We start from the raw sequence: 18,706 nt of genomic DNA, 5'->3' as shown, positions 1-18,706 counted from the left end.
AAGCGACCCCGTGAAGATAGGACGCACCTCGGCGGAATCCAAATAAATTTGGTTCTGCGCTCGGTTTTCACTATCTTTGTCAAGCATAAACCCCCTTTCAAACATGGCAAGCAAGATTCTGTACGTCTGTCAGGAAATCACCCCCTATCTTCCCGAAACGGAGGGTTCCCGGCTTTGCCGTGCGCTGACGCAGGCAATGCAGGAACACGGAAACGAAATCCGCACCTTCATGCCCCGCTACGGCTGCATCAACGAGCGCAGGCACCAGCTGCACGAGGTCATCCGCCTCTCGGGCATGAACCTCATCATCGACGACAACGACCACCAGCTGATTATCAAGGTGGCCTCGATCCCGGCAGCCCGCGTACAGATCTACTTCATCGACAACGACGACTATTTCTCGCGCAAGGCCGTGCTGGCCGACGCCGAGGGCAATTATTTCCCGGACAACGACGAACGGGCCATCTTCTTCGCCCGCGGCGTGCTGGAGACGGTCAAGAAACTGCGCTGGACCCCCACCGTCGTGCATTGCCACGGATGGTTCTCGGCCGTGGTCCCCGTCTATCTGAAGCGGGTCTTCGCCGACGACCCGATCTTCCGCGATGTCAAGGTCGTGGTGTCGCTCTACGGCGACGGATTCCCCGGGGAGCTCCATCCGGAATTCGGCGCGAAGATCGCCGGCGAGGGAGTCAAAGATAAAAATCTCTCGATTCTCGACACCCCGTCATACGAAAATCTCTGCCGCTTCGTTATGGAATATGCCGACGGCGTGGTGGCGGCCTCTGCGGATGTCGCCCCCGAGGTGCTCGAAATGGCCCGCACGAGCGGAAAACCGATGCTCGAATACCAGTCGCCCGAGGCGGAGGACTTTTTCGATAATTACAACCGATTCTATGAAGCCATTCAATAATTTCCGCCGCAGGCTGCTCCCGGCCGCAGCAATGGCCGCCGCAATCGCAGCGGCTTTCGCGGGCTGCACCAAGGTAGACGACACGCTGGGCGGAAACCTCATTCCGGAAAATCAGCAGATGAAAGCCGGATACGTCGAAATCAAGGGGCTGAATCCCCGGAAATACGTCGAAACGCGGCTGTTCCAGAGCGATTCGCTGATCGGTTCGAACATCTCCTACGGTTATTTCGGCACCTGCATCAACGACACGCTCGGCGAGCGCAAGGCCGGATTCCTCTCGCAGATGATCAACTACTACAAGGTCGATGAGGGGTATTTCGGATATATGCCGATCTTCGACTCGGCGCAAATCATGCTCAAAATCGCCAGCATAGGCCGCGACAGTCTGACCAAGCAAAAATTCGCCGTGTACGAAATCCTCAGCAACGACTACATCGACAAAAAGCCGATTGCCGCCGGCAAGTCGCAGGCCGACACGACGTTCTACATCAATTTCGACCCGCAGAACCCCAACGGAGACGGTTCCGCAGCGCCGGTCTATAATCCCGAAAAGCCGCTCTTTTGGTTCTATTTGGGCGGCAAGGGCACGACCCCTTCGACGGCCACGAACATCACGCTGGAGCCTACCGAGGAGGGAAAGAATTACATCAAGCGGCTGATGCTGCAAGAGGGCAAATACAAGGACAAATACTCGATTTACAGTCCCGACAGTCTGGAATACTGGGTCGAGGAGTTCAAGGGGCTCTATATCTGCCCCGATCCGAATGAGCCCGTCCAGAAGAACGGCATCAAGGAGACCGGCACGATCTTCTCCACGTCGCTCGACTATTCGGGTCTGGCGGTCTTCGGCCGTAACCGGGTGGAGGGCGACCCGACGCTGATCAAGGACACGATCGGCATGGTCTACTATTTCTACGAATCCGGCACCGAGTTCGGCAATGTCTCGGTGAACTCCATCCGCCACAACTACGATGCGGCCACTTCGGACGCCAAGATCGACATCTCCCAGGCCCGCGAGGTCAATCCCGACGGAACCATCAATGAAAACCGGGGGCTGAATTCCCGCGTCTATGCCGAAGGCATGGGCGGCGTGGTGACCGAGATGACCTTTACGCCGGAGTTTTTCGCCCGGATGGAAGAGGAGATCGCCGAAGCGAACGAAAAGGACGGCAAGGATTTCAAGACGCTGGCGTTCGGCCAGACGAAAATGTCGGTCTATTTCACCGACAGCAAATACGACTGGGAGGAGCTGACCTTCGGCAGCAAGCTGATCGACGAAATGAACGCCTTCCCGAGCCGTCTGGGCATGTACACCAATTTCAAGGCGCTGACGCCGATTTCGGACTACGCCTATTCCTACGAGCAGAACTACAACACGTCGCTCGCTTACGGAGGCTACATCAACCGCAGCCGCGGGTGTTACGTGATGGACATCACGGGCTACATGCAGCAGCTGTGGAACAGCTATATCAAGGCCAAAGAGGCGGCGGGCGGCGTAATCGGCGACATCGACTGGGACAAGGTCGCAAACCGCACGGTCTACATCGGCCCCGATGCGTACAGCCTTTATTCCACGTCGTTCGGCGTATTGCAGGGCATGGCCGCCGACGGCAACGAAGCCCCGATCCGTTTCGAGATATTTTATAACCTGATCAAATAAACGCCAGAGAAACCCTCATGCGGAACCTAAGTGTAATGCTTAGGTTTTCGCATTTCTGAAAAAGCCATCAAAAAAACGCAATGCAGGAAAACTTAGTTATCGTCGAGTCCCCCGCCAAGGCCAAGACCATCGAGAAATTCCTCGGCAAGGACTTCATCGTCAAATCGAGCTTCGGCCATATCCGGGACCTTGCGAAAAAGGACCTCGGCATCAATATCACGGAGGGATTCAAACCGGTCTACGAAATCCCGAGCGACAAGAAGAAGGTGGTGGACGAACTGACCAAGCTGGCCAAAACGAAAACCGTCTGGCTGGCGTCCGATGAAGACCGCGAAGGAGAAGCCATCGCATGGCACCTCACCGAAGTGTTGGGGCTCCCCGTAGACCGGACCAAGCGCATCGTCTTCCACGAGATCACCAAGCGGGCGATTCTGGAAGCCATCGAGAAACCGCGCACGGTCAATATGGACCTGGTAAACGCCCAGCAGGCGCGCCGCATCCTCGACCGGCTGGTCGGTTTCGAGCTCTCGCCCGTGCTGTGGAAAAAGGTGCGTCCGTCGCTCTCGGCAGGGCGCGTGCAGTCGGTGGCCGTGAGGCTGATCGTCGAGCGCGAGCGTGAGATCATCGCTTTCCGCTCGGCCGCCTATTTCCGCGTCGTGGCGCAGTTCCACGCCGCCGGCGACCCCGAAAAGGCGCTCTTCAAGGCCGAACTCGGATCGCGTTTCGAAACCGCGGCGCAGGCCGAGGAGTTTTTGAAAAGCTGCATCGGCGCGACCTTCACGGTGGCGAAGTCCGAAGAGAAACCCGCCCAGCGCTACCCCGCACCGCCGTTCACCACCTCGACGCTCCAGCAGGAGGCCGGGCGCAAACTGGGCATGTCCGTATCGCAGACGATGTCCGTGGCGCAGCACCTCTACGAGCAGGGTCTTATCACCTACATGCGTACCGACTCGGTGAACCTCTCGCAACAGGCGCTGGCCCAGTGCAAGGAGGAGATCACGAAGCTCTTCGGCGAGAAATACTCCCGCTGGTTCAACTACAAGACCAAGACCAAAGGCGCCCAAGAGGCTCACGAGGCCATCCGCCCGTCGTACATCGACCGGCAGTCGATCGAGGGCACGCCCGCCGAGAAGAAGCTCTACGACCTGATCTGGAAGCGCACGGTCGCTTCGCAGATGGTCTGCGCGGAGCTGGACCGCACGACGATCACGATCGACATGTCGGGTTCGTCGAATCAGTTCGTGGCGCAGGGCGAGGTGGTCCGTTTCGACGGCTTCCTGCGCCTCTACTCCGAATCCACGGACGACGACCAGGCCGCCGAGAGCGGCGAAGGGCTGCTGCCGAAGCTGACGGCCGGCGACCGGGTGCTCCCGGTACAGATCACCGCCACGGAGCGTTTCACGTCGGCCCCGGCGCGTTACAACGAGGCGTCGCTCGTGAAGCGGCTGGAGGAGCTGGGCATCGGACGGCCTTCGACCTACGCCCCGACCATCACCACGATCATCAACCGCGGCTACGTCGTCAAGCAGAACAAAGACGGCCAGAAGCGCAACTACGTGCAATTCACACTCACCGGCGACAAGATCGCCGAAAAGAGCCTTTCGGAGAACTACGGCAAGGAGAAGAACCGCCTCTCGCCGACCGACATCGGTATGGTGGTGAACGACTATCTGGAGGAGCAGTTCGGACCGATCATCGACTACAACTTCACGGCCAACGTCGAAAAGGAGTTCGACCGCATCGCCGAGGGCGACATCACGTGGGAGAAGATGATCGACGGTTTCTACGGCCCCTTCCACAAGATGGTCGATTCGGCCATCGCCACGCAGAATCCCAAGACGCGCGAGGTGCGCATCCTGGGCAACGATCCCAAGACGGGTCACGTCGTGAAGGCCCGCATCGGCCGCTACGGACCGATGGTCGAGATCGAGGGGAACGAAGGCGAAAAGAGCCGCTTCGCGTCGCTCAAAAAGGGCCAGCTGATCGAATCCATCACGCTGGAAGAGGCGCTGGAGCTCTTCGCGCTGCCCCGCGGCCTGGGACAGCTGGACGGCGAGGAGCTGACCGTCGGCATCGGCAAATACGGCCCCTACGTCCGCTACGGCAAGTCGTTCGCCTCGCTGGCGAAGACCGACGACCCCTACACGATCACCTACGACCGGGCCGTGGAGATCGTGCACGCGCACAAGGCGGCCGCTGCGGCGGCCAATACGCCGCTCAAGAGCTTCCCCGAAGACCCCGACATGCTGGTCAAGAACGGCCGTTACGGCGCCTACATCGCCTACAAAGGCAAGAACTACCGCCTGCCGAAGGGCGCCAAACCCGAAGAGCTGACCCTCGACGAATGTCTGAAGATCGTCGCCGGATCGAAGAAATAACGACAACGAAAACCCGTCATACCATGAAAAACCTCATTTTCGCCGCATTCGCACTCTGTCTCGCAGGAGGAGCCGCGGCACAAACGCCCGAAACGGCCGCTCCGGAGGGCTACCGTTTCACCGACGTTAAGATCATGCCCGTCACCTCCGTGAAGGACCAGAGCCGCAGCGGCACCTGCTGGTGCTACTCGACCCTGTCGTTCCTCGAAAGCGAGATCCTCCGCGCCGGAGGTCCCGAACTGGACCTCTCGGAGATGTGGATCGTGCGCAACATCTACTTCGAAAAAGCGGTGAAATACGTCCGGCTGCACGGTTCGCTGAACCTCGCCGTCGGCGGCCAGGCCCACGACGTGACCGGCGGCATCCAACGCTACGGCATCGTCCCCGAGGAGGTCTATCCGGGACTGAACTACGGCTACGACAAACCCAACTTCGACGAGATCGACGCCGTGATCAAAGCCTATGCCGACGCGGTGATCGCCGCCGCCTCGAAACGCCGCGACGGAAGCAAACTCACGACCGCCTGGCAGGCCGGGCTGAACGGCATCCTCGACGCCTATTTCGGCGCCATGCCCGAGAAATTCACCTATGAGGGCAAGGAGTACACCCCCGCATCGTTCGCCGCGTCGCTGCCGATCGACATGAACGACTACATCGAATTCTCGTCGTTCACCCACCACCCCTTCTACACGGAGTTCGCTATGGAGGTTCCCGACAACTGGAACTGGGACAAGGTGTGGAACGTGCCTCTGGACGAGTTCATGCGGATCATCGACAGCTCGCTGGAAAAGGGCTACACCATCGCCTGGGGCACCGATGTCAGCGAAAAGGGATTCAGCCGCACCAAGGGGCTGGGCATCATCCCCGAGGCCGACCTCGAAGGCATGGAGGGCACCGAAGCCGAGAAGTGGGGCAAGCTCACCCAGAAGGAGAAGGAAGCCGCGCTCTACAACTTCGAAAAGCCCGGCAAGGAGCGCACCATCACGCAGGAACTCCGTCAGGAGGGATACGACAACTACGAGACCACCGACGACCACGGCATGCAGATCGTGGGCACGGCCGTCGATCAGAACGGCACGCCCTACTACAAGGTCAAGAACTCGTGGGCTCAGGTCGGCCCCTACGACGGCTACTGGTATTTCTCGCGTCCGTTCGTCGCCTACAAGACGATGACGGTGCTGGTCAACAAGAACGGCGTGCCCAAGGAGATCCTCAAAAAGATCGGCCTCAAATAAGCGCACGCGCCGCACGAAACGACAGCCCGGGCTTCCATCGAAGTCCGGGCTGCGCATTTTGCGGAACTGCGGTTCACTCCTCGATCTCGACGCCCAGCAGACGGGCCAGTTCGGCGGCTTGCAGAACGTTTATCTTCACGCCTTTCAGTTCGAAGGAGTCGATCTCGCGGACCCGTATCCCGCGGATGTCCGAATCGGCGAACGACACGCCCCGCAGGCGGGTTCCGAAAAACTCGGCCGCCGCCAGTTCGCACTGCGCGAACTCCACGCGCTCGAAACGGCAGTCGCCGAACGCCGCGCTGCGCATCCGGCACCCGGCGAAGCGCACCGTGCGCAGCCTCGAAAAGGCGAAATTGGCGAATTCGCCCTTGCAGCGGTCGAACAGCAGATGGTTCAGGGTCGTCTCGGCGAGGCCAGTCCCCGTCAGCTTGCAGTCGGCGAACTCCACGCGGTGAAAGCTGCACCCTTGCAGATCGGCGTTCGAGAAATCGCAGTTGCGGAAGAGGACATCCGAGAACTGCGAGTGCCCGAGCACGCTCCCGGCGAAGCTACAACCGGTAAAGCGGCACCCCTGCACAGAGAGGTGCTCGCGGACGAGGGCGCCGAACCCGACACCGCGGAAAGCAGCGCCGACAACCTCCTCGTCGAGGAGCATCCGGGCCGGATCGGCAGAGGTTTCGGATTCGGGCGGCAGCTGCGGGCGGGCGATTTCCATAAACGAATATTGTTTGAATTGCTACAAAGGTAGGAATTTTTCCGGGATCGGTCGCCTCCCGCAGGGGTTCCGATTGTTCATTTTGCACAACCGGAAAATAAGGGTTATCTTTGCATTCGACCCCACCCCACACGCTATGAAAAAGACCATTGCACTCCTTCTTTCCGCCGCTCTCCTGCTGACGGCCGCACGCCCGGCATCCGCTCAGAGCACGGAGCCCTCGAAAGAGAATTTTCCCTCGACCGAAACGACGCTCTCGCAGATCGGTCAGGCCGAGGCGCATCCGAACGCCAAACACTCCCGGACGGCCGACACCTCGGCCCTCGCCGCCCCGGTGAAACGCCCCGGGCTCGTCCGCCGCATCATCGACTATTACAGCCGCTCGAACGTCGATCGGACCTTCGAAAAGAAGATCGACTGGAGCATCGCTCCCGGCCCCAACTACTCGTCGGACGTGGGATTCGGCATCGGATTCCTGCTGGCGGGCCTCTACCGGCTCGACCGCACCGACTCGGTCACCGCCCCGTCGAACATCTCGATCTACGGCAACTTCACGACCAAGAAATTCGTCTTGCTGCGCTTCTCGGGCGACAACATCTACAACAAGAACAAACAGCGGCTGAGCTACTCGGGAGCGTTCGTCTACTTCCCCGGAGCCTTCTACGGCGTGGGCTACCAAGCCGGCAAGGAGGGTTACGCGCAGGACCTCACCACGACGATGGGCATCTTCCGCATCTCCTACTGCACGTCGCTCGTGGGGCGCTTCTATGTCGGCGTCAGCGGCGGCATCGACTACACCGGGGCCAAATACAAGAACTCCGGCATGGTGGAATACATGCAAAAGATCGACAACAACGAGATAGCGAAACCGGGCGGACAGATCGGCGAGATGTACGACCTCTGGAAAGACGGCAAACGCTACGACCCCGAGAAGCAGGACCCCTTCTCGAACTTCATCGCCGCGACGGGCGACAAACCCAACGCCTTCAACACCAATATCGGACTCTTCGCCCAGTACGACACGCGCGACGTGACGTTCAACGCCTCGAAAGGCGTCTTCGTCAAGTTCGAAGCCAAGTGGTATCCCGAATGGCTGGGCAACACCCGCCGCACGTTCGGACGCTTCACGCTGACCCTGGATTACTACCTGAAACTCTGGAAAGGAGCCGTGCTGGCCTACGACCTCTACGCCGACGCCACGGCCGGCACGCCCTCGTGGCACATGTATGCCAAGATGGGCGGCATGGAGCGCATGCGCGGCTACTACGAGGGCCGCTACCGCGACAAACGACTTATCGAGACGCAGTTCGAACTGCGGCAGAAGATCTACCGCCGCCACGGCATCGTGGGATGGATCGGCGGCGGGCAGGTCTGGGGCACGGACCGATTCCGCTGGGGCAACACGCTGTGCAGCTTCGGATGCGGCTACCGCTTCGAGTTCAAGAACAAAATGAATATCCGCCTCGACTACGGATGGGGCAATTTCGGCAACCGGAACCTGCCGTGGGACCGCAAACGCTCCTCGGCATTCCTGTTCACCGCCTCGGAGGCGTTCTAAAGAATACAGACAAGGATAAAGCCGTCTTCACGGCGCACGGAGAGCTCCACGGGCTCTCCGTTTTCGATCCGCCCGGTCAGCCTGCCCGCCGCGAGGTCCGCGCTCCCGATGCGGAGATCCTTCCGGAAATCCAGCTCCCGGCGTCCGGAGTACTTATAGAGCGCCTCCTTGGCGCACCAGACGATTCCCGGCCACAGCGGGTCGTCGGAAAGAGCCCGTTCGGAAGGGGTCGTATAGCGGCTTTCGGCCCGGCTGAAATCGCGCGACGCCGGTTCGATGTCCACGGCGCAGCGCTTCGGAGAGATGCAGACGGCGATGCGGTCCGCACAATGCGCGACCGAGATGCAGCAGTCCGAACCCGTCAGCACGGGAGCCCCCGCAGCGTCGTAGCCGATCCGCACCTGCATCCCCAGTTCGCGCCGCACGATGGCCCGCCAACCGAGGAACTCCGCACGGCGGCGCTCCGAGCCGAATGCCGCCGCCTCGGCGCGCTCCCCGGGCGTCGTCCACCGGGCCGCCTCATCGGCCCCCATCGGCGGCTCGACCAGTAGTCTCGGGATCATGGGATGTCCACGCGGATTTTGTCGATACGGTGCCCGTCCATCTCCTGCACCGTGAAACGGATGTCGTGCGCCGTGAAGGCGTCGCCTTTGCGCGGAAAGTCGCGTTTGAGTTCGAGCATCAGCCCCGCGAGGGTCTCGGCCTCGCCCTGCACGTCGGCGAAGGTGTCCTCGTCGATGCCGAGGATGCGTTCGAAATCCCCGAGGTGGGTCTTGCCCTCGAAGAGATAGCACTTGGGACCGAGGCACGTATAGAACGACTCGTCGTTGTCGCTCTCGTCGGAGATCTCGCCCACGATCTCCTCGATGATGTCCTCCAGCGAAACCAGCCCCAGCGTCGAACCGTACTCATCGACGACGATGGCCATGTGGACCTTGTTCGACTGGAAATCAGCCAGCAGGTCGTTGATCTTCTTGTGCTCGGGCACGAAGTAGGGTTTGCGGACCAGCTGCTGCCAGGCGAAATCGCTGCCGTTGTTGATGTAGGGCAGCAGGTCCTTGACGTAGAGCGTGCCGCGGATGTTGTCGATATCCTCCTCGTAGACCGGGATGCGCGAGAATCCCGATTCGATGATCGTCTTCTTGACCGTTTCGTAGTCGTCCGTGGCATCGAGCGCCGTGATGTCCACGCGGGGTTTCATGATCTCCTGCACCTCGGTATTGACGAAGTTGACGATCCCCGACAGCATCACGTGCTCCTCGGGGCTCGTGCTTTGGGTCATGTCCACAGCGTCGGCCAGTTCGTCCAACGATATTTCGCTCCTGTGGGCGGCCTTTTCGCTGATGCGGCTGCTCGTGCGGACGAGGATGTACGACAGCGGGTAGAAAATCCACCGCAGCAGCACGAGGGGCCGGGCCACCATCGAGGCGAACCTCACGGGGATGGTCTGCGCCAGCACCTTGGGCAGAATCTCGCCGAAGAGCAGCAGCAGGAAGGTCACCAACACGGTCTTGAACAGGAATTCGAAACGCAGGAACGTGAAAAGCGAGTCGATGATATTGGCCGTGAGAATGACGATGCAGATATTCACCAGATTGTTGACCACCAGGATCGTGGCCAACAGCAGATCGACATCGGTCAGCAGGCGCAGCACGGCAGCGGCCGACATGCTCTTGCTGTTCTGCAAACGGCGGACATCGTTGTGCGAAAGGGAGAAAAACGAAGTCTCGGCACCCGATACGAGCGCCGAAACACACAGCAGACAGAACGTCACCGCGCACAGCACGGCGATCTGGGGCGAAAACCCGTTGTAAGCGATCCAGGGATGAGCTTCTTCCAAACCGACAGTCAATTTGTTAATCGAACAGCGAGCCGCCCTGCGTCCCCTCTTTCGGAGCCGACGCCTCCGCCGTATCGTCTTTCAGTACCTCTTTGCGGCCGCCGGGCATCTGCACGACGAACTTCGAGTTGCGCGACTGGTAGGCGGGCTTGGCCAGCAGGCTCTCGATATTGCTGTAACGGGTCGGCTTGGCCCCGAGCATCACTTGCTCGGGCTGGCGCTGCGCGACCTTGGGCGTCAGGGGCTTGATCGGCTCCAGCACGGGGGCCGCGGCCGACTCCTTGGCGACCGGCTCGACGATGTGGGGCGCAGGGATGATCGGCCTCATCGCACCGGGCTGGGACTCGCCCTCGAAGCCCGTGGCGACCACCACCAGTTCGATGGAATTGCCCAGCTGCGGCTTTTCGCTCGTACCCCAGATGATGTTGGCATTGTGGATCACGCCGTGGTCGTCCTGCACGCTGGCGTGGGCCTGGATATACTCCAGAATCTGCACCACCTCCTCGTACATCAGAGCGTCGGCGTCCGACACCGAGATGTTCAGCAGGATATTCTTGGCCCCCGAAATGAGGTTATGGTCCAGCAGCGGCGAGCGCAGCGACGCTTCGGCGACCGCTTCGGCGCGGTTGTCGCCCTCGGCCGTGGCCACGGCCATGTGGGCCCGGCCGCTGTCGCGCATCACCTTCGACACATCGGCGAAATCGACGTTCACCAAGTCGCTTTCGACGGTGATGATCTCGGCGATGCCCTTGGCCGCCGAGGCCAGAATGTCGTCGGCCTTTCCGAAAGCCTGCTTGAGCGAGAGGCGACCGTAAATCTCCAAAATGTTCTCGTTGTTGATGATCAGCAGCGAATCGGCGTTCTGACGCAGCTCCTCGATTCCCCGGAACGCCTGTTCGTAACGGATCTTTCCCTCGACGGCCAGCGGCGAAGTGACGATGGCCACCGTCAGCAATCCCATCTCGCGGGCCAGCTTGGCGATGACGGGCGAAGCGCCCGTACCGGTTCCGCCGCCCATGCCGGCCGTGATAAAGATCATCTTCGTGCCGGACTCTTCGAGCGTCTGCCGGATTTCGGGCAGCGACTCGACAGCCGCACGACGCCCGTTCTCGGGATCGTTGCCGGCTCCGAGCCCCTCGGCTCCGAGGCGTATCTTCAACTCGACAGGGCTCTTGTCGAGCGCCTGCTGGTCGGTATTGCAGACCATGAACGTAACCCCCCGGATACCGAGATTCCACATGTGGTTCACGGCATTGCCCCCGGCGCCGCCGACGCCTACGACCGTAATGATCGAGCCGCTCATGCGCGGAGCCTTGATTTCCGACATCAATTCGTCTGTCATATCGTTAACTCTCCTTATTATCCAAGTAACATAAATTATCCACCTTCCGCCGGGGAATGTCCGTCATTCGCGGCCTCTGCCCGCGGGGTCATGTACTTTTTGACCGCAAAAAGTACCAAAAACTCTCCGACGGATGTCTCCGCCTGCGACGGCATCGGGTCGGGAATCCTTATTCCACTCTATAGTCCCCTTCCCGGCAAACCTAAAATCACCTTTCAGCTTCCCTAAATCTCTTCGTCTTCGGCGGCCGAGAAGCCTTTGTTAATCTTGTCGATGGCGCTCATGACGATCGACCCGAAACCGCGCTTGCGCTTGGGCTCGACAACCGGCGGCCGCTCGTCCTCCCGCGGCGCGTCCTGCTCTTCGGCAGGCTCGGCCTCCGGCTGCGGAACGGGCTGCGGAACAGGTTTCGCAGGCGCAGCATAGGGCTGGGCGACACGGGGCTGAGGCGCTTTATAACCTCCGACCGGAGGCTGCGGCGCAGGCTGACGCATCTCGGGCCGCGGAGCCGCAGGCCGTTCGACGACGGCGCATCCGCCCTGCTCGGCGCCTTTCAGCAGGATGCCCACGGCCGTCGAATAGGCCGGATCGGCGATCTTCTCCTTCGACTCCTCGGTGATGCCCGCCTCGGGAACGGCGACGCGCACGTCCATGCCCGTCACCCGGCGGAACAGTTCGTCGAGATCCTTCAGTTTCGCCGAACCGCCCGTCAGCACGATGCCGTAGGCCAATTTCCCGGCGAAGCCCGAATCCTTGATCTCCTGCTGCACGAACTCGGCGATGTCCGTGGCCCGGGCCTCGATCACCGTCGCCAGATTGCGCAGCAAAATATCCTTCGCCTCGCGGGCCGTGCGGCCGTTGACGCGGATCAACTTGTCCTCGGGGGCCAGTTCGGCAACCGCCGAGCCGTATTTCTGTTTGAGGCTCTCGACGTGTTTCTCGGGAACGCTCATCGTGCGGATGTCGCGGTTGATGGCCGAAGCCCCGATCGGAATCGAGGCGATGTAGCGCACCACGTTGCGGTAATAGACCGTCACGTCGGTGACGCCGCCGCCGACATCGACCACGGCCACGCCCTCCTCCTTCTCGTCGGGCAGCAACACCGACTCGGGCGCCGCCAGCGCGTCGGACACGACGCCCAACATCTTGATCCCGAGGCGTTTCAACGCCATGTCGAGGCGCTGCATAGGGGTTTTGAGGCAGAGGATGAAATTGAACGTCGATGAAAGTTTCTTACCGAACGAACCCACCGGATTGCGGACCTCCTGGCTGTCATCGACCATATAGTTCTGGGGCACGCGCTCCATGATGGTTTCGTCGTCGGGAGCCTGCACGTTGCGCATGCGGTCGAACAGCGCATCGACATCCTTCTGGTTGACGCCGTTCTGGGGATCGTAGACGAAGACATGGTCGGTGTGGCGCGCGCAGCGCACGAAATCGCCCGAAATACCGGCATAAGCCTCCGTAATGCGGATTCCGAGCTGCTCCTCGGCTTCCGACACGGCTTCGCGGATGGCATGGCTCACCAACTCGATGTTCTCGATCCGGCCCGCATTGACCCCCTCGACGGGTTTCGAGACGATGCAAGCAACGTCAACGGCGCCTTCGGGCGTCTTTTCGCCGACGGCCACCACGACCGACGAGCAGCCCAGATCGACGGCAACGGTATAATTCTTTCTTTCCACGGTATAATCCTTTTACTTCTTGCAGACCACCTGGTCGTTATATCTGATGTCAATAGTGCGGTATTCGTTCCAGCCGATCGACGGAAGTCCGCGGCGGTAGAAGCGCTCCAACTTCCCGAACTTGCGTTCGACCTCCTCCAACCGGCCGAAAAGGATCGTAAAACGGCCGCTGCGGGGCGTCAGCTCCACTTCCAATGCTCCGCTGGGGGTCGTGTGCGCTGCGATCTGCACCACTTCCGACCTCCAAAAATCGTCGTTTTCGACACTCTCCACAAAGGTAAGGAGTTTCATGAAATCTTCGTAGCTTTTCTCCAACTTTTTTTGTTTCGCCCGCTCGGCCTCCTGCCGCCCGTCGATCCGTTCGATCTCCTCGCGGATCACGCGCGCCCGATAGCGGTAGGTCCGGCGCAGCGCGGCCTTCTTTTCGCGCAGCGCATCGACCCGCTCGTCGAACTCCCTGGAGCCCTCCAGACGCCACCACTGCCGCTTGATGCGCATGCGGCGCAGGGCCGAGACATTGCGGTCGTTCTCCAACTCGCGGCGGTAGAGGGGATACTTCTCCCGTTCGAGTTCGGCGATCCGGTTTTCGATCTCCTGCGAACGCCGATCGACATGCTCCCGGACACTCCCCGCATACGACGCCGGAAAAGGCGGCCGGTACGAACCCGTGACCACCGGAACGTAGAGCGACGAGGCGCGCGGAGCGGCGAAAACATACCCTTCGGGCGTCACATAGGCGTTCAGTCCGTCGGTCAGCAGCCGCAAAAGGGGCTTGCGCTGGCTGATGGCGACATGCAGAACCCCGTCGTAGGAGACGTAGGCGGCCACTTCGTCCACGAAACCGTTGCGGGCGATCAGGCGTTCGATCCCCGTAAGATCCACCGCATCAACAGCCGTGCCGATCGTCTCGATTCCGCTTTGGGAAATCCATCCGCGGACCATCGCCGCCGAGACCAGATGCCCCTGCGAGGAGCTGTCCACGACTTCGATCTCCAAGCCTCCGACCCGCTTCGCCATGCGCACACGGCGCGCCGAAGCCCCCGCCCAGATGACATAGGCGGCGACGGCGGCCCACATGAGGCCCAGAAGCGCGGATCGGAGATAACGGTTCATCGTCTAACTTTTCGCACGGAGTTTTTCGGCGATGGCTTCGCAACAGGCGTCGATATTGCCCGCCCCGAAGCTGATCACCACGTCCGTATCCATCGCGGCGACCTCGTCGGCCAGCCGTTCGCGCCCGACGATCCGGCAGGGGACCGTCACCCGGTCGGCGATGATCTCCGACGCGACGCCCGGGATCGGCTCCTCGCGCGCCGGGTAGATCGGCAGCAACACCACCTCGTCGGCGTGCGACAGCGCCTCGGCGAACTCCGCACAGAGGTCGCGGGTGCGGGTGTAGAGGTGGGGCTGGAAGAGCGCCGTGATCCGCCGTCCGGGGAACATCCCGCGCACGGAGGTCAGCGTCGCTGCCAATTCGCGCGGATGGTGGGCGTAGTCGTCCATATAGACCTGTTTCGGGGTGTTCACATAGAACTCGAAACGCCGCTTGACGCCCGAGAACGACGCCAGAGCCTCGCGCAGCCTCTCCGCATCCGGTTCCGTCCCCTCGGCCCGCGCGGCGCACCACACCGCGGCCACCGCGGCCACCGAATTTTCGATATTGATCCACCCCGGGATGCCGAGCGTACACCCTTCGATCACGCCGCCGGGCGTCACGATGTCGTAGCGGTAATGTCCGCCTTCGAGCAGCTGCACGTTGCGGGCGTAGAAGTCGCACGGCGTGTCGTAGGCATACCGGTAGACGGTGATCTCCGGATTGTCGATCACGATGTCGAGCCCCTGCTTGATGATAAGGTATCCGTCGGGGCGGATCTGCCGCACGAACTGCGCGAAAGCCTCCTTCACCGCTTCGTGCGTGCCGTAGATGTCGAGGTGGTCGGCATCGGCCGAGGTCACCACCGCCACGTCGGGATAGAGCCGCAGGAACGAACGGTCGAACTCGTCGGCCTCGACGGCCAGCCGCCCGCCCAAAGGACGGGAGCCGGAGACATCCGAAACCCCTCCCGCGGCCGAACGGATCTCCTGCACCCCTTTGCCGTCCAGCACGAGGTTGCCGCCGAAATTCTTGGAGATGCCGCCCAAAAACGCCGAACCGCCGTCCGTCAGAGCGCGGTTGAGCCACGCCACCAGCGTCGAAGTGGTGGTCTTGCCGTGGGTGCCCGCCACGGCCATCACGTATTTACCCTCGGCCAGGTGTCCCAGCATCTGCGACCGCTTTTCGATCCGGAATCCGTGCTCCGCGAAGTAGCGGTACTCGCTGTGGTCCTGCGGCACAGCGGGGGTGTAGACCACCATCGTCCGCTCCGGATCGAGAAACTCTTCGGGAATCAGCCGCACGTCGTCCTCGTAATGGACCGCAGCGCCCTCGGCTTCGAGTTCTCCGGTGAGGTGCGAGCGGGTGCGGTCGTATCCGGCGACCCGGCGGCCTTCGTGCAGAAAATAACGGGCCAGGGCGCTCATGCCGATACCGCCGATACCCAGAAAATAGACGTTCTTGTATTCCATCACTTCATCACCTTTACAATCTCATTCACAATATCTTCCGCGGCGTTCGGCCGGGCCAGCGCCTCAAGATTGCGGCTCATCGCCGCCAGCGCCTCCCGGTCGGCCAGCAGCTCCAGGGCCCGCGGCATCGCCTTCGTGCGGCTCTCGGCGTCGGCGACCACCACCGCGGCGCCCTTCGTCTCCAACGCCCGGGCGTTCTTGGTCTGATGGTCCTCGGCCACGTTGGGCGAAGGCACGAACAGCACCGGTTTCGCCACGAGGCACAACTCCGAGACCGTCCCGGCGCCGCTGCGCGACACGACCAGGTCGGCCGCGGCGTAGGCGTAATCCATGCGGTCGATGAAAGCCCCCTGCCAGACGTGCCGGGCCGGATGTGCGGCCAGAAAAGCCTGCATCTCGCGCTCGTAGTACTTACCCGTCTGCCAAATCACCTGCACGGGGGCTTCGCCGCCCGTTTCGACGATCCACGCCTTCATCATCTCGTTCAGCGACCGCGTGCCCAGCGACCCGCCGACCACCAGAATCACCGGCAGGTCGGGCGTCAGGCCGTAGTATTTCAGCGCCTCGGCGCGGTCGGCGCCCTCCTTCGAGAAGCGGCCCCGCAGGGGATTGCCCGTCAGCACGATCTTGGCCGCCGGGAAGAAGCGCTCCATCCCCTCGTAGGCCGTGCAGATGCGCTTCGCACCCTTCGACAGGATTTTGTTCGTGACCCCCGCATAGGAGTTCTGCTCCTGAATGACCGTCGGCACGCCCATCCGCTGCGCGGCCCACAGCACCGGGGCGCTGGCATAACCGCCGAACCCGACGACCGCATCGGCCCCGAACTCGCGGATGATCCGCTTCGCCATCCGGATGCTCTTCACCGCCTTGAACGGCACGGCGAGGTTGTGCCAGTCCAGCCGCCGCTGCAATCCCGCGATCGGCAGCCCCGCGATGCGGTAGCCCAGCGCGGGAACTTTTTCCATCTCCATCTTGCCCTCGGCGCCGACGAAGAGAATCTCCACCTCGTCGCCGAAACGCCGTTTCAGGGCCTCGGCGACAGCCACGGCCGGATAGATATGGCCTCCGGTTCCACCTCCGGAAAGAATGATGCGTTTCATGGTATAATTTTTTTAATTCTTAGTTCTTCATTTTTCATTGAGTTTACGGCCGACAACCGCAAACTCATCGCCCCCAGTTGCCCCGGTCCAGCGACCGGTAGTTGATCGCCTCGGCGATGTCCGCCTGAACGATGTCGGCGCGTCCCGCCAGGTCGGCGATCGTGCGCGCCACTTTCAGAATGCGGTCGTAAGCCCGCGCCGAAAGCGACAGCCGCTCCATCGCCCGCTCCAGCAAGGCCGCCGAAGCCGCATCGAGGCGGCAGTATTCGCGCAGCGCAGCGCTGTTCATCATCGAGTTCGTATGCACGCCCTCCGTATTGCGGAACCGCTCCGCCTGCACCTCCCGCGCCCGGACGACCCGTTCCCGGATCGCCGCGCTCGGCTCGCCCGGAGCCATCGCCGAAAGCTCCTGCGGAGCCACGGGCGTCACCTCGACATGCAGGTCGATACGGTCCATCAGCGGGCCCGAAATGCGGCCCATGTAGCGGTGCACCGACCCCGGCGAGCAGGTGCACTCGCGCGTCGGATGGTTGTAGTAACCGCACGGACACGGGTTCATCGCCGCGACGAGCGTGAAATTCGCCGGATATTCGACGCTGTATTTGGCCCGCGACACCACCACCCGCTTCTCCTCCAACGGCTGCCGCAGCACTTCGAGCACGCTGCGTCCGAATTCGGGCAGTTCGTCGAGAAACAGCACCCCGTTGTGCGCCAGCGACACCTCGCCCGGACGCGGCGACTGCCCGCCGCCGATCAGGGCGACCTGCGAAGCGAGGTGGTGCGGAGCCCGGAACGGCCGCCGGGTCATCAGTCCTCCCGCCAGCCCCGTGCCGCCCGCCACGGAGTGTATCTTGGTCGTCTCCAGCGCCTCTTCACGCGTCAGCGGCGGCAGGATGGTCGGCAGACGCCGCGCCAGCATCGTCTTGCCCGAGCCCGGGGAGCCGATCATAATGACGTTGTGTCCGCCCGCCGCGGCGATCTCCAGCGCCCGTTTCACGTGCGCCTGCCCTTTCACGTCGGCGAAGTCCTCGGCATACCGCAGCGCCTCTGCGCCGAACGACTCTCCGGCGGCCGGCTTCGCCGGAACGATCTCCGCCTCGCCGTTCAGGCAGGCGACGACCTCCCGGAGCGTCGTGACGCCGATCGCGTCGATCCCCTCCACGACCGCTGCCTCGGCGGCATTCCCGGCCGGCAGCACCAGCCGCCGCAACCCTTCGGCACGCGCCCGGACCGCCAGGGGCAGCACGCCCCGCACGGGTTTCACCGATCCGTCGAGCGACAGTTCGCCGATGAACATCGTGCCGTCCACCGCCTCGGCGTCGATGCGGCCCATCGCCGCAAGAATGCCCACGGCGATCGGCAGGTCGAAGCCCGAACCCTCCTTGCGGAGGTCGGCGGGAGCCAGATTGACGACCACTTTTTTGCCCGACATCCGTTCGCCGGAGTTCTCGAACGCCGCGCGGATGCGCTGTTCGCTCTCTTTCACGGCGTTGTCCGGCAGTCCCACGAGGTACAGCCCCAGCCCGCCGCCCGTGATGTTGACCTCGACGGTCACCGCCACGGCGTCGATCCCGGCAAGGGCGCCTGCATAAGTGCGAACGAACATAAACGTATCTATTAAATATCACGCGGCTGCGCAGACCCGGACCCGTTGAATCACGACCTGCCGCCGCCCATAAATCCCGCTTCCCAGGCGGGCGCAAAATCCGGACATGATC

The 18,706-nt window shown here is 62.0% G+C and carries 14 protein-coding genes; 5 read left to right on the top strand and 9 right to left on the bottom strand.

Annotated features, from left to right (window positions below; genetic code table 11):
• The first annotated feature begins 103 nt into the window (after positions 1-103).
• The 4 genes from WMO46_RS00525 (at position 104) to WMO46_RS00510 (ending at position 6,183) form a co-directional block, all read left to right on the top strand.
• Positions 104-910: a glycogen/starch synthase gene (locus WMO46_RS00525; protein ID WP_019152083.1), complete on the top strand. Its 807-nt coding sequence runs from the start codon at positions 104-106 to the stop codon at positions 908-910.
• Positions 894-2,570 (top strand): DUF4270 family protein, encoded by a 1,677-nt coding sequence (locus WMO46_RS00520; protein WP_349093584.1) that lies wholly within the window; start codon positions 894-896, stop codon positions 2,568-2,570. Before WMO46_RS00525 ends, WMO46_RS00520 begins: the two co-directional genes overlap by 17 nt.
• 80 nt (positions 2,571-2,650) lie before the next feature.
• Entirely contained in the window at positions 2,651-4,948 is a 2,298-nt protein-coding gene (topA, locus tag WMO46_RS00515) for a type I DNA topoisomerase (RefSeq protein ID WP_349093583.1), read from the top strand.
• 23 nt (positions 4,949-4,971) lie between these two features.
• Positions 4,972-6,183, top strand: coding sequence for a C1 family peptidase (locus WMO46_RS00510; protein ID WP_019152080.1), 1,212 nt, complete (start codon positions 4,972-4,974; stop codon positions 6,181-6,183).
• Between the two features lie 73 nt (positions 6,184-6,256).
• Here the strand turns inward: WMO46_RS00510 and WMO46_RS00505 are convergent, their stop codons facing one another.
• Positions 6,257-6,898, bottom strand: a complete 642-nt coding sequence (locus WMO46_RS00505) for a pentapeptide repeat-containing protein (protein ID WP_278963746.1) — start codon at positions 6,896-6,898, stop codon at positions 6,257-6,259.
• A 136-nt stretch (positions 6,899-7,034) separates the two neighbouring features.
• Between WMO46_RS00505 and WMO46_RS00500 the strand changes: the two genes are divergently transcribed.
• A complete protein-coding gene (locus tag WMO46_RS00500) occupies positions 7,035-8,456 on the top strand; it encodes a BamA/TamA family outer membrane protein (RefSeq protein ID WP_349093582.1) in 1,422 nt (473 codons plus the stop codon).
• Here WMO46_RS00500 and WMO46_RS00495 read toward each other — a convergent pair.
• The 8 genes from WMO46_RS00495 to WMO46_RS00460 form a co-directional block, all read right to left on the bottom strand.
• Entirely contained in the window at positions 8,453-9,019 is a 567-nt protein-coding gene (locus tag WMO46_RS00495; RefSeq protein ID WP_349093581.1) for a 4'-phosphopantetheinyl transferase family protein, read from the bottom strand. The genes WMO46_RS00500 and WMO46_RS00495 overlap by 4 nt on opposite strands.
• Positions 9,016-10,296: a gliding motility-associated protein GldE gene (gldE, locus tag WMO46_RS00490; protein ID WP_195497823.1), complete on the bottom strand. Its 1,281-nt coding sequence runs from the start codon at positions 10,294-10,296 to the stop codon at positions 9,016-9,018. Before gldE ends, WMO46_RS00495 begins: the two co-directional genes overlap by 4 nt.
• A 16-nt stretch (positions 10,297-10,312) precedes the next feature.
• Positions 10,313-11,638, bottom strand: a complete 1,326-nt coding sequence (gene ftsZ / locus WMO46_RS00485; RefSeq protein WP_349093580.1) for a cell division protein FtsZ — start codon at positions 11,636-11,638, stop codon at positions 10,313-10,315.
• 224 nt (positions 11,639-11,862) lie between these two features.
• Positions 11,863-13,323: a cell division protein FtsA gene (ftsA, locus tag WMO46_RS00480; protein ID WP_278818828.1), complete on the bottom strand. Its 1,461-nt coding sequence runs from the start codon at positions 13,321-13,323 to the stop codon at positions 11,863-11,865.
• Between the two features lie 12 nt (positions 13,324-13,335).
• Positions 13,336-14,436 carry a hypothetical protein gene (locus tag WMO46_RS00475; RefSeq protein WP_129650890.1) on the bottom strand — a complete coding sequence of 367 codons (1,101 nt, stop codon included), beginning with the start codon at positions 14,434-14,436 and terminating at the stop codon, positions 13,336-13,338.
• A 3-nt stretch (positions 14,437-14,439) separates the two neighbouring features.
• On the bottom strand, positions 14,440-15,888 hold the full coding sequence (locus WMO46_RS00470) for a UDP-N-acetylmuramate--L-alanine ligase (RefSeq protein ID WP_349093579.1): 1,449 nt from the start codon (positions 15,886-15,888) through the stop codon (positions 14,440-14,442).
• On the bottom strand, positions 15,888-16,988 hold the full coding sequence (gene murG / locus WMO46_RS00465; protein ID WP_129650893.1) for an undecaprenyldiphospho-muramoylpentapeptide beta-N-acetylglucosaminyltransferase: 1,101 nt from the start codon (positions 16,986-16,988) through the stop codon (positions 15,888-15,890). Before murG ends, WMO46_RS00470 begins: the two co-directional genes overlap by 1 nt.
• A 64-nt stretch (positions 16,989-17,052) precedes the next feature.
• Entirely contained in the window at positions 17,053-18,594 is a 1,542-nt protein-coding gene (locus WMO46_RS00460; RefSeq protein ID WP_349093578.1) for a YifB family Mg chelatase-like AAA ATPase, read from the bottom strand.
• Positions 18,595-18,706 lie beyond the last annotated feature (112 nt).

Origin of the sequence: Alistipes intestinihominis, from assembly GCF_040095975.1 — a bacterium.
In the GTDB taxonomy this organism is placed as follows: Bacteria; Bacteroidota; Bacteroidia; order Bacteroidales; family Rikenellaceae; genus Alistipes; species Alistipes senegalensis.
The sequence above is the reverse complement of the archived record's forward strand: the minus strand, read 5'-3'. Positions and strand labels throughout refer to the sequence as shown.

Bases quoted from the DNA above. Each gene is read 5' to 3' on its own strand.
- WMO46_RS00525 (WP_019152083.1), top strand. From the start codon at position 104: ATGGCAAGCAAGATTCTGTACGTCTGTCAGGAAATCACCCCCTATCTT.
- WMO46_RS00520 (WP_349093584.1), top strand. From the start codon at position 894: ATGAAGCCATTCAATAATTTCCGCCGCAGGCTGCTCCCGGCCGCAGCA.
- topA (WP_349093583.1), top strand. From the start codon at position 2,651: ATGCAGGAAAACTTAGTTATCGTCGAGTCCCCCGCCAAGGCCAAGACC.
- WMO46_RS00510 (WP_019152080.1), top strand. From the start codon at position 4,972: ATGAAAAACCTCATTTTCGCCGCATTCGCACTCTGTCTCGCAGGAGGA.
- WMO46_RS00505 (WP_278963746.1), bottom strand. From the start codon at position 6,898: ATGGAAATCGCCCGCCCGCAGCTGCCGCCCGAATCCGAAACCTCTGCC.
- WMO46_RS00500 (WP_349093582.1), top strand. From the start codon at position 7,035: ATGAAAAAGACCATTGCACTCCTTCTTTCCGCCGCTCTCCTGCTGACG.
- WMO46_RS00495 (WP_349093581.1), bottom strand. From the start codon at position 9,019: ATGATCCCGAGACTACTGGTCGAGCCGCCGATGGGGGCCGATGAGGCG.
- ftsZ (WP_349093580.1), bottom strand. From the start codon at position 11,638: ATGACAGACGAATTGATGTCGGAAATCAAGGCTCCGCGCATGAGCGGC.
- WMO46_RS00475 (WP_129650890.1), bottom strand. From the start codon at position 14,436: ATGAACCGTTATCTCCGATCCGCGCTTCTGGGCCTCATGTGGGCCGCC.
- WMO46_RS00470 (WP_349093579.1), bottom strand. From the start codon at position 15,888: ATGGAATACAAGAACGTCTATTTTCTGGGTATCGGCGGTATCGGCATG.
- murG (WP_129650893.1), bottom strand. From the start codon at position 16,988: ATGAAACGCATCATTCTTTCCGGAGGTGGAACCGGAGGCCATATCTAT.
- WMO46_RS00460 (WP_349093578.1), bottom strand. From the start codon at position 18,594: ATGTTCGTTCGCACTTATGCAGGCGCCCTTGCCGGGATCGACGCCGTG.